Annotated in this window: 8 protein-coding genes; 3 read left to right on the forward strand and 5 right to left on the reverse strand. The window is 43.3% G+C overall.

Annotated elements, in window-relative coordinates; genetic code table 11:
• On the forward strand, positions 1-840 hold an 840-nt coding region (locus tag G3569_RS13415; RefSeq protein ID WP_240894721.1), incomplete at its 5' end, for a methyl-accepting chemotaxis protein.
• Positions 841-882: 42 nt separating this feature from the next.
• Complete coding sequence (locus tag G3569_RS13420) at positions 883-1,584, forward strand: DUF5020 family protein (protein ID WP_165269997.1); 702 nt, start codon at positions 883-885, stop codon at positions 1,582-1,584.
• A 90-nt stretch (positions 1,585-1,674) separates the two neighbouring features.
• Here the strand turns inward: G3569_RS13420 and G3569_RS13425 are convergent, their stop codons facing one another.
• Together G3569_RS13425 and G3569_RS13430 are read right to left on the reverse strand one after the other, a co-directional pair.
• The gene (locus G3569_RS13425) at positions 1,675-4,893 is read right to left on the reverse strand and encodes a WD40/YVTN/BNR-like repeat-containing protein (protein ID WP_240894722.1); all 3,219 of its coding nucleotides are present in this window, start codon (positions 4,891-4,893) and stop codon (positions 1,675-1,677) included.
• Between the two features lie 177 nt (positions 4,894-5,070).
• Entirely contained in the window at positions 5,071-7,563 is a 2,493-nt protein-coding gene (locus G3569_RS13430; RefSeq protein ID WP_165269999.1) for a zinc-dependent metalloprotease, read from the reverse strand.
• Positions 7,564-7,824: 261 nt separating this feature from the next.
• On the opposite strand from G3569_RS13430, the gene G3569_RS13435 reads away from it, so the two are divergent.
• The gene (locus tag G3569_RS13435) at positions 7,825-8,427 is read left to right on the forward strand and encodes a class I SAM-dependent methyltransferase (RefSeq protein ID WP_165270001.1); all 603 of its coding nucleotides are present in this window, start codon (positions 7,825-7,827) and stop codon (positions 8,425-8,427) included.
• On the opposite strand, the gene G3569_RS13440 is transcribed toward G3569_RS13435, so the two are convergent.
• The 3 genes from G3569_RS13440 to G3569_RS13450 all read right to left on the reverse strand — a co-directional run bounded on the left by G3569_RS13440 (position 8,428) and on the right by G3569_RS13450 (position 11,791).
• Positions 8,428-8,745, reverse strand: a complete 318-nt coding sequence (locus G3569_RS13440) for a phage holin family protein (protein WP_165270003.1) — start codon at positions 8,743-8,745, stop codon at positions 8,428-8,430.
• A gap of 70 nt (positions 8,746-8,815) precedes the next feature.
• Positions 8,816-9,172, reverse strand: coding sequence for an Hpt domain-containing protein (locus tag G3569_RS13445; RefSeq protein ID WP_165270005.1), 357 nt, complete (start codon positions 9,170-9,172; stop codon positions 8,816-8,818).
• A gap of 372 nt (positions 9,173-9,544) precedes the next feature.
• Complete coding sequence (locus tag G3569_RS13450; RefSeq protein ID WP_165270007.1) at positions 9,545-11,791, reverse strand: heavy metal translocating P-type ATPase; 2,247 nt, start codon at positions 11,789-11,791, stop codon at positions 9,545-9,547.
• Positions 11,792-11,886 lie beyond the last annotated feature (95 nt).

Consider the following 11,886-nt stretch of genomic DNA (forward strand, 5'->3'; position numbering starts at 1 on the left):
CAAGAAACTACTTCTTCACTCGAAGAGATGTCTGCACAAATTAACCAGACCGATGAAAACTCCAGTGAGGCAGAAACAGCCATGAAACGAGCTAAGCCCCTGGTTAAAGAAGGAGTTGAAGCGATGGATCGCATGTCTGGAGCCATGGAAGAGATTAAAGAGTCGGCACTGGAGACGTCCAAGATTATTAAAACCATTGACGATATCGCATTCCAAACAAACCTCCTGGCCCTTAACGCAGCTGTTGAGGCAGCAAGAGCAGGAGAAGCAGGCAAAGGTTTTGCCGTAGTGGCCGAAGAGGTTCGAAACCTGGCACAACGAAGTGCAGAAGCGGCTAAAAATACTTCAGAGCTTATTCAAAAATCACAAGACAGTACCGAACGCGGCACCGATGTTGCAGAAGAGGTATCGGAAAATCTTGAAAAAATTGAAGACAGTGTCTCTAATGTTAGTACGCTGGTTGTTGAAATTTCAGCAGCTTCCAAAGAACAGGCTGTTGGTATCCAACAAATGAATTCTACCATGACCGAAATGGACAATGTAGTCCAAAAGAATGCTTCGGCTTCTGAAGAATCTGCCAGTTCTGCCGAAGAGTTATCATCGCAAGCCAATGAGCTCAATGATATCGTTCGAGAACTCAAAAGCCTCGCCGGTGATGATCATAGCAATGTGCGGACTGCTAACAAATTCAGCAACCTTTCTAATGGCACTAATAGTACAAGCGAAAATGGGCGTAATAACTCACCAACTAATGGACACTCCAGCACAAGTTCATCCAACGATGATTCTGATGCCGAGGAACTAATCCCATTTGATGATGGCGACTTTAGTGACTTCTAAAAATTGACTAACTAATTTATTACCTAAATAGATATTACTCTCATGAAAAAGCTCTTTTTACTCGTTCTCTTAGCTGTAACATACTCTTCGGTCAATGCTCAAAACATCCAAACGCATTATGATTTGGGCGATGACCGTCAGATGCTTACTACCACTATAGAAATGTTTAAGGCCGATGATTATGGAAGCACCTTCTTCTTTGTTGATTTCAATTACGGAGGAAAAGCTGCAAACGTCGATGGGGTATCCCTGTCGTACCTGGAAATTGCCCGGGATTTAAAATTCTGGGATAATCCGTTTACCATCCATGCCGAATACAACAGTGGCATGTTGCGCACCAGCAATTTTGCAGCTCCAATACACAGCGCCTACTTGTTAGGGGGTGGTTATACATTTAGTAACAGTGATTTTTCTAAAACTCTGACACTGCTTGCTATGTATAAGTACATTGATAACAAGAAACAGAATAACAATTTCCAATTAACAGCAGTTTGGGGACTAGATTTCTTCGACGGCAAGGTTTCTTTTACCGGCTTCTCAGACTTCTGGAAAGAAGACCATCTCGTTTTTGATGATTCAGGAACAGCTTCTAAAGCTGACTTTGTATTCCTAACAGAACCACAACTCTGGTACAACTTTAATGACCATTTATCTGCGGGTACTGAAATTGAAATCAGTTCCAATTTTGGGGCACATAAAGGGGTAATGATAAATCCCACCCTCGCTATGCGATGGACATTCTAGTATTACCACCTACTTTCTAAGCATAAAAAAAGCGCAACAGCCAGTACAGGTGTTGCGCTTTTTGTTTTTAAATAAGGATAGACAGAATCACTAGAACTCTACCGATTTGAACTGCTTGAATGGGCTCAATTCGGCCTTGTCCATTGTTTCAATATACACAGGCCATTCTGTTTCAAAGAAGCTATTAATTTTAGTAACTGCTTCTTCGACAGATCCCCGGGCTTTTTCCATCAAGCGCTTCTCTTTCTGGGTCGGTCCGCCAATAGCCCCTCTCAGATAACTACTTGGCGCCCAGAGATCGCGTACTACTGTTGGCTCAGGATTTCGAACAATTCCCTGCTTGTCGTCATCTTCTTCTCCTAATACAAAGTTCAACAATGATTTTACAGAATCCTGTACTGCTTTTGTTTCGGCTTCAAGTGAATCTATACGATCTTCACTGATGCTCTCTGCTTTCTTGGCATCAGCGATAAGATTCTCGGCTGTCTGGATCATTTCTTTTGCCTCGAGAAGATGGTTTGTTGCTTCGGCGGCAGTACCTCTTAGCGACATTAATTCATACTGCATCTCCTTCACAGCTTTTAGATCGTTTATATCATACTCGATACGAGGATCAAAGTGAACCTGTACCGTTGTAGAATCAGACTGTTCGCCATAGGTCATTTTCACTTTATATTTGCCCGGCAATACCTCAGGACCGGCAGGCTCCGGGGCATTTTCTTTTGGCATTCGACGGCTGGGTCCACGCACGCCCTTTTCTCTTAAGCCCCAAGTTGTTCTGTTTATTCCATTGTGCTCAGGAGTATCTTCAAATGTCCTTATTTTTCCACCTGCGTTGTCATAAATTTCTATGGTTACTTTCTGCTCTTTCTTCTTTTTATCTGTTTCGCCATCATCACTGCTTTCATCTTTCACAACAGAATACGTAAGACGAGCTCCCATCGGACGATTTTCACCTTTGAAGATGGCATCTCCGGCAAAACGCGTTCCCGAAGCTTGGAAAGTAGATGCTAAATAGGCATCGGGAGCAGGATACACATTCACTTTCTTATCCAGCTCTTCTGTACCCTTGCGAGCAAGTTCACGTAACGGACGTATATCATCCAGCACCCATGCTGCACGGCCGAATGTACCTATTACCAGATCATGCTCGCGGGGATGAATCACCATATCATAGGTCGAAGCAGTAGGATATCCGTTAGTCCATTTAGTCCAGTGTTCGCCGCCGTCAATACTTACATATAGACCAAGCTCGGTACCGGTAAACATCAGATTAGGCTCTACAGGATCTTGCACAAAAGAAAGCGCATACCCCTCAAGCCCTTTTCCTTCTACAATATTTTCCCAGCTATCACCATAGTCTGTCGTACGCATAACGTATGGCGCCCAATTATTACGCCGATAATCATTGAGTACCACTATCGCTTCTCCTTCATTATAACGGGAGGTTTTAATCTGTGTAACCCAACTACCTTCTGCCACATCATCGAAATTATCTGAAACCTTTGTCCAGCTCTCGCCATCGTTTCTGCTGACGTGAACATTCCCATCATCACTACCGGCCCAAATAATTTGATCTTGTAAACGGCTGGGCGCAATAGCAGTAAGGGTGGTATAATTTTCAGCCCCGGTAGCATCATAAGTTAGCCCACCGCTCTTGTGCTGCTTCTGCTTGGTCGTATCGTTTGTTGTCAGGTCCGGTGAAATAATCGACCAGCTATCCCCTTGATTGGTACTCTTATGAACAAACTGGCTCCCAAAATAAACGGTTTTATCATCAAAGGGGTCCAGTGCAATAGGAGCATTCCAGTTAAAACGCAACTCTTCTCCCTCCGGATTTACAGGCTGAGAAAATCGTGAGTGACCGGTTTCCAGATCTACACGGCCGACATTTCCCTGCTGCGACATTGCATAAGCATATCGGGCATCACTGGAATCGATGACAACATCAAACCCATCCCCAAAATAGAGTTCTTGAAAATACGAATTCCGAATTCCGCCTTGGCGCCAGATATAGGCCGGCCCCTGCCAAGAACCATTATCTTGCATTCCGCCATACACATTGTAGGGGTATTGCATATCCACATTGATATGATAGTACTGGGCAACAGGAATATTCTCGATAAACCGCCATGATTCCCCACGGTCATGAGATATATTCATTCCCCCATCATTACCATCAATCAGGAACGAAGGGTCCTCCGGATGAATATAAAAGGCGTGATGATCGGGATGAATATAGTTGTAATAAGGATAGATACTTTCGAATGACTTTCCTCCATCTTGACTTACCGATAGAAACGAATACAAACTATACACCCGGTTTTCATTCTGGGGATCTACATAGATATCAGCATAATAAAATGGGCGGTTCCCCATATCACTGTCCTCCGACATCTCAACAGTCTTCTCCCAACTGTAGCCTCCGTCATCGCTGCGATACAACGCATTATTTTTAGACTCAACCCAAGCATATACACGATCGGGATTGCTAGGTGCTATAGCCAGGCCAATACGTCCCAATGGACCTTTGGCTAAGCCATCATCAGCAGTAATCTCTGTCCAACTTTCACCGCCATCCATCGAGCGATATAATCCGGATCCTTCTCCCCCCGATTCAAAAAACCACGGCCATCGGCGGTATTCCCACATCGCTGCAAACAATTTGTTGGGATTCGACGGATCCATCACTAAGTCAGCAACTCCTGTTCTGTCGTTATTGTAAAGAATCTTTTCCCAGGTTTTTCCGCCATCAGTAGTCTTGTATACTCCACGAGCTTCCGTATCTCCCCAGGGGTTACCCTGTGCACCTACATAAACAACATCCGGGTTCTCGGGATGTACAATGATACGGTGAATGGTTCGAGTTTCTTTTAAGCCCATATATTCCCAGCTTCGGCCACCGTCGATACTTCGGTAAACACCGCCTCCCATAGTTGCACTGTTTCGGGGGTTTCCTTCACCGGTTCCTACCCAAACAATACTTGGGTTCTTTTGATAGATATCGATAGCACCAATAGAGTGTACCTCTTGGTCATCAAAAATAGGCTTCCAATCAACACCCCCACTTTCAGACTTCCATAATCCGCCTGAAGCAGCACCGCTGTAAATAACATCCGGGTTATCTGTAACCACATCGATGGCGGTAATTCGACCACTCATACCTGCCGGACCGATATTTCGCGGTTCCATATCTTTCAGTTTATCCATATCGAGATTCTGAGCATTCATCCCGGCAGCTAAAAACAGCGCCATTAACGCTGTTAGCATGATCCTGCTCATACCCTTTTTAAGTAAAGAAGTTTTCATATACCCTCAATTTCGTTTCTGAATTATTTGCTGTTTTAAGATTACTTATGCTATTGAATGCAAAAGCGAGTTGCAAGACTGTGATGTAAAAAAATGTTGTTAATAAAAAAAGCCCCGAAGACTGCCGGGGCTTTCTATTTGAAACAAGTTGTGTGTTCCCGTTAAGGTAAATAAAACTTAATCATTGGGATTAAGAATATTTTCAATACGTACCTCAACATCATTCAGGTGCACCCTGGTAGCCCGATCCCTAACTCTTCTTTTTGTATTCTGGATATCGGCAAGCAACAGATCAAGCTGGTTACGTACAATAGGACGAATATCCGACTGACTCACATCAACATCGGTCCAGCCAATAAACTCCTTAAATGCATCGGGAATACTTGGCAACTCCTCCGTCATCAGGTATTCCATGCGTTCAATATACGCTCTCTGCAGATTTCGTCGATATACATCAATGGCATCGTTGTCATCGAGCTCACTCCAGATACCATGACGAAGGTCATCCATCATCTCAAAGGCATCATAGGTATCTTCAGAAGAACGTGCATCAAATTCAATGAGTCGGGCGATGCGCTGCGGATCGGTGACCTCATTAAGTACATCCACCTGTGCATCACGCATATTATCTACAACTGTTGACTGATTGATCCGATCCAGCACATCACTGTTGAGAGCCCATTCCGGGGTATGGAATCCATAATCGATTAGGAAATCCATGGCACGCTGCTGTTTCTCTTCAGAAACAAACTCGTAAACCGGCCCGTCTTGGTTATAGGTCTTATGGTTCTCGTAGACCCCTCCAATATTCTTGGTTACGTGTCCCATATACCGTCCCCATTGATTAAACACGCTACCGTAAAGCTCATCAAGCTCCGCAAAATCTTCACCATCCTGCTTTGTCCATTCTACCAGGTTAGCGGTAATACGCTTGAGGTTGGCAATACCGAGCTCACTGGCTTTCATGGCATCGTTACCAAGATCTTCATTTTGCGATCGGGGATCAATTTTACTGCCTGATTGACGACCATAGAAGTAGACCGGATCGTCAGCTCGCTTGCGCGTCCACTCATTAAGTTTGGCCTCTTTCTCCTCTTTGCTCATATCCTCAGGGAACCACGAATAGCCCCATTTAACAGACCATTTGTCATACGCTCCTATATCGGGTCCAAAACTTTCAACCCCATCGCCTGGCTGAGCTATGTAATTAAAGCGTGCATAGTCCATGATAGATGGTGCCGTTCCATGCGTGGAGGTAAAGGACGGAGAACGCAGCGAGTCAACAGCGAATGCATAACTGGAGCCCCAGTTGTGTGGCAGCCCTAAAGTATGCCCCACTTCATGCGCCGAAACGAAACGGATGAGATCACCCATTACTTCATCTTTAAAATGTACCGACCGGGCATCGGGATTAGCTGCTGCTGTCTGTACAAAGTACCAATTTCTGAGCAAGCTCATCACGTTATGGTACCAACCGATATCACTTTCTAAAATCTGTCCCGTTCGCGGATCATGCACATGCGGCCCGTATGCATTTCTGATATCAGATGCGAAATACCGGATTACAGAATATCGCACATCTTCCGGACTCCATTCAGGGTTCTCCTCTTCAGATGGGGGATCTTTAGCAATAATAGCATTTTTAAAGCCTGCTGCTTCAAAAGCCTCTTGCCACATCTCCACTCCTTCTTTAAGATGTGAGCGCCATTTTTTGGGTGTAGCCGGATCTATATAATATACAATGGGTTCTACCGGCTCTACCAGTTCCCCGTTCAGATATGCTTCTTTATCTTTGGGTACCAATTTATAGCGGGTAACAAACTGTTTCTTTTTCGCCTTATGAGCATTGGTCCCGTAGTCAGTTTGTTGCACACTAAAATAGCCTACTCTATTGTCATACGAACGGGCATCCATTTTTTCTTTAGGCAACAACACCATACTGTGATTGATCTCCAGAGAAATCGTCCCCGTAGAGGCACTTGAAGGCGGCTCAGATGCCTCATAAGTCATCCAGTTACGGGCTTCAATATTTTGGGGATAACTGTGAATATGTTCAATAAAAGAACGATCGGTATCCAGGCGGCGTACCCGGTATTGCTCGCGCCGGCTACTTTGCAGTCCCAACGAAGGCACATCTTTGGCGTACAGATCCGTAACATCTATTACAACTCCTGTCGAATCTTCACCCAGTGATCTAACATCAAAAGAGGCAATAATAGGTTCAAAATTTGAATTTTGAACCGCCTCATAAACCGGTAAAGAATCACTAGCTACATTTTCGTAGGTAACATGGCGCAGCAATATTTTGTCATCCTTCTTTTGCCAGCGAACAACCTGGGTATTCAGTTTTTCGCCGCCATACCCAATCTCATTTTGTGTTTCTGCTATACGCGAAACCAACAACATTTCGCGGCTAAGCAACGAATCAGGAATTTCGTAGAAATAATCGGACTCAATTTTATGGACATCAAAAAGCCCTTTGTCTGTTTTGGCTTTATCCGTGATTACTTCGCTATACGGCTTAAGCCCATTTTTAGATTTAGGGCCGTTCTTCCCGTTACTCTTTGAAGAACTTTTCACTTTTTCCGAGGTAGCGCAAGATGCCAAAAAAATCACTCCGAGCACCAATACACCAAACCCCTTAAAGTTCTGTACTATCTTAGAACTCATAATGGATTATTTAGGTTAATTTTTATTTTTTGTTAACACCTTCAAGCATACACTTACATATAAATGATTCAAAATCATTTGCTGTCGCAATATGTAAAAACATTTTTAATACCGGTAAAAAACGCTGTACGAATACTATCGGTCATTCGTTCGCAGCATGCCGGCTGAACATAATGAAATCAAAATTTTAATAACAGGGCTAGCCATAATCCTCTAGCTTTGTTACATTAAGCAATTAATAATGATAAAAATAGAGGTCGATTGGAACATCTGCTTTACTTTTTTAAGGATCTCAAACAAGTAGGAGCTATTGCTCCCAGCTCGAAATTTCTTGCTAAAGATCTGGTTTCTCAGCTTAAAAAAAGACTTACCAACGATGAATGTGCACCACTAAAAATATTAGAAATTGGCGCAGGAACAGGGCCGCTTACGAAACAAATAATCAAACATCTGCGACCAAAAGACCAGCTGGATATTGTTGAGATTCATAAAAAGTTTTTCCAAATCGTAAAAACAAAATATCGGCAAAAAAACGTTCAGGCATACCACTCCGATATACTACACTTTGATCCCAACTACCAATATGACTTTATTTTTTCCAGCCTTCCTTATGAGAATATGCCGGAAGAAGTATCGCGTGAGATTTGGGAGAAAAAACTTAACCTATGCTCCCCGGAGGCATATATCAGCTACTTCAAATATGTAAAATTCCGGGATTTCAAGAGCGACTTTGAAGAAAAAGTTGTAGAGAAATACGGTCAAAATGAAAAGATCGTTTTCTTAAACCTGCCGCCCGCCAAAGTATATACTCTGGAAGTAAATAACGGTAATACCGTTGCCTCTGACAGTGTTAATGTGGCTTAATTAGAAAAAGCCTAAATTTAGAATTGAAAGCAGGAAGCTAAACAGGAAAGCCCAGCCAAAACCTTCTATTTTTATTCCATCTATAAGTTCATCAACCAACATTAGCATAAGGGCATTTATTACTAAAATAAACAGCCCAAGGGTTAGCATCGTAATTGGAAATGTCAGAAAAACTAATATCGGTTTAACAAAAGTATTAACAAGCCCCAGTACAATAGCTACGCCGAGAGCCGTTAAAAAGCTCTCAATTTTTACTCCCTTCAAAAAGTAGCCAATTACAAAGATACCGAGTCCATTGAACAGTAATGACATGATCATAACACACACCTGTATTTATTGAAATTTTACAGGTGTACGAACGCCCTATAGAATTGTTTCTGCCTTATATTCAGTTGAGCTCTTCCAACTTCGAAGCCAATTCAGTACATGCCTGATTACAAAGCTTTTCAAACTCTGTTAGCTGAGTATCCAAATCCTCAGAAATATTATTCTCCTTGACCTGCTTCTCGATATTCAACACAATTGATCGTCCCTTATCCATACCCATATAGGTCATGTTGGGCTTGATCTGATGGGCTACCTTTCCAAGTTTTTGCCACTCTTCATCAGCATAGTACTGCTTCATCTGTTGCACTAAACCGGGCATATTCTCCAGGAAAGCTTCTGTTGTATCCTTGATAATACTGTCATCGTCCATTGTCATCTCACGAAGATATGACAAATCCGTTACTTGATAATCGCTCAAGACTTTTTCCTATTTAGTTAATTTTGTTATTGAAACAATAATGGCCTGTAATGTCCCATCCCAAGAACTATTACTATCAGCCGGTTAGCATAACAATGCTTATAAGTACTAATACCGTTATTTTAAAAATTAGTGCCTTCCAATCTTTCATTAAACCATCCCCATAAGTTTAAATTATTTTTAGCCGTTTAAAGAACACATCTGTGTATAATCAATCCAAAACGTAATATCAAGTTATCCACAGACGCGCATACTCCATACATGTTTATCATCTATTGTCAAGAGTATTTAGAAGCACTTTTGTTACAAATTAATCTTTTTTTATTAAAATCTTCTAATTATCCACATAGTTATCCACAGGCGAGGCTACGACTAACCGGACAGATCAATTTTCTGCAAACGACGTGAATTGAAGACTACATTAACAGAACTAAAAGCCATCGCCGCTTCTGCCAACAACGGGTGCATCATTCCTAAAAGGGCAAGCGGAATCATAACCACATTATAGAAGAAGGCCCAGAACAAGTTTTGCTTTATTTTTCGGAAAGTAGCCTGGCTCAATTTCATTGCCTGCACTACCGAAGACAGCTCCCCTTTTACCAAGACGATATCCCCGGATTCAATGGCCACATCTGTACCGGTACCTATAGCGATACCAATATCGGCCTGCGTCAAAGCGGGGGCATCATTAATTCCATCTCCTATCATGGCCACCTTTCGGCCCTGCTGCTGGAGTCTTTTAATCTCCTCCGATTTTTGATCCGGTAACACGCCAGCTATAACCTTATCTATTCCTACCTGCTGGGCCACGGCTTTTGCCGTACGTTCATTGTCACCTGTAATAATTATCGGCTCTAATCCCATTTCGTTAAATTGAGCTATCGCCTGCGCACTATCATCTTTTATGGGATCTGCCACCGATAAAATACCTGCAAATGCTCCTTCTATACTAACCAATACTGTTGTCTTTGCCTCATTCTCCAAGGCAATAACCTGCTCCGAAAAGTCAGCGGAAACATCTACATCAGCCTCTTTCATAAATGCTTGATTGCCAATCAATACTTCTTCGCCATTTATTCGGGCTCGAACTCCTTTTCCCGTCACGGCCTCAAACTCAGTAGCATCGTACAGTTCAATTCCTTCGGACTCTGCATAATTGACAATTGCTTCACCAATAGGATGCTCAGAACCTTTTTCTGCCGAAGCCGCGTATTTGAGGAGTTTCTCTTTTTCAAGATGAGCAACAACATCTGTCACTGATGGAGTACCTTTCGTTATCGTACCGGTTTTATCAAGAATGACCGTATCGATCTCACGGAGAATTTCCACCGCCTTGCCCTGGCGTATGAGGATACCATTTTCTGCCCCAAGTCCGGTACCAACCATAAGGGCGGTAGGCGTTGCCAATCCCAAAGCACACGGACACGCGATTACCAGAACAGCAATGGCCGCATAAAAAGCCAGGGCTACATCACCCATAGCAGGATTGATCCACGGGATAAAGTTGGAACCCCAGACCACAATTTGGTGGAAGAATTCAGGGAATATCATCCAGGCCGCCCAGGTTGCGGCTGCCAGAACCAGAATTACCGGTACAAAGATAGCTGTAATTCTATCAGCAAACTCCTGTATAGGCACTTTTGAGCCCTGTGCCTCTTCTACCATCCGAATAACCTGGCTCAAAAAGGTTTGCTCGCCCACTTTGGTCGCCTGCACCTTCATGGTACCATTCTGGTTGATGGTACCCCCAATCACTTCATCCCCTTTTGACTTTTTCACCGGCATCGATTCGCCCGTAGCAATAGATTCATCCACCCTACTTTCTCCTTCAATAACATTCCCGTCGGTCGGTATTTTTTCGCCGGGACGTACAATCATTACATCATCCACATTAAGATCTCTTACCGATACGGTCATCTCTTTACCGTTACGGATAATACGGGCTTCTTTCGCTTCCAGCGTCATTAACTTTTTAATTGCTTCCGATGCTCGTCCCTTTGCTTTCGTCTCTACATATCGTCCCGTCAGGTGAAAAGCCATAATCATACCGGCAATAGCGGCAAAACTGTGAAAAGGTGGAGCCATCCCAAAAGAATGAAGCAACGCAACAATGCCTGTAGCCAGCGAAGCCAAACTTCCCATAACGATAAGGACATCCATATTGGGTGCGGCATTCAAGGTCGACTTCCATGCACCTCGCAGGGTTTCCATGCCCGGATAAAAGATTACAGCTGTAGAAAGGGCGATCATTATAGCATGGTATAACGACTCTCCACCAATAGTTGTACCCCAAATCATTTCGGGCAGCATCCAAAGCATAATAGGGATCGTTAGCCCCCACGCCCACTTCATCTTAGTGCGAGCCGCTTCCAGCTTTTCATTGTCGGAATCTTCAATAGAGCCTTGCTCGTCTTCTTCTTTCACATCGTAACCGACACTTTGCACGGCCTGCTGCAGCAGACTCTCTTCTACAGCACCATTTTCAAATTCAACCAGGGCTTTTTCGGTAGCCAGGTTCACCGATACCTGTTTTACGCCTTCAACTTCCGAAAGTGCATCTTCCACACTGTTAGCACAGCCTGCACAGTGCATCCCTTCAATCTGCAACGACTTTTTCATACTATATTTTTTTATTGGTTTTTTGTGATCGCTCTAAACATAGAGATTTGCCAGGCACAGCCCATTACAATTAAATAAAATAGATGTGTAAAATT

The organism is Fodinibius halophilus, assembly GCF_011059105.1.
In the GTDB taxonomy this organism is placed as follows: Bacteria; Bacteroidota; Rhodothermia; order Balneolales; family Balneolaceae; genus Fodinibius; species Fodinibius halophilus.

Bases quoted from the DNA above. Each gene is read 5' to 3' on its own strand.
- G3569_RS13450 (WP_165270007.1), bottom strand. From the start codon at position 11,791: ATGAAAAAGTCGTTGCAGATTGAAGGGATGCACTGTGCAGGCTGTGCT.
- G3569_RS13440 (WP_165270003.1), bottom strand. From the start codon at position 8,745: ATGATCATGTCATTACTGTTCAATGGACTCGGTATCTTTGTAATTGGC.
- G3569_RS13430 (WP_165269999.1), bottom strand. From the start codon at position 7,563: ATGAGTTCTAAGATAGTACAGAACTTTAAGGGGTTTGGTGTATTGGTG.
- G3569_RS13420 (WP_165269997.1), top strand. From the start codon at position 883: ATGAAAAAGCTCTTTTTACTCGTTCTCTTAGCTGTAACATACTCTTCG.
- G3569_RS13425 (WP_240894722.1), bottom strand. From the start codon at position 4,893: ATGAAAACTTCTTTACTTAAAAAGGGTATGAGCAGGATCATGCTAACA.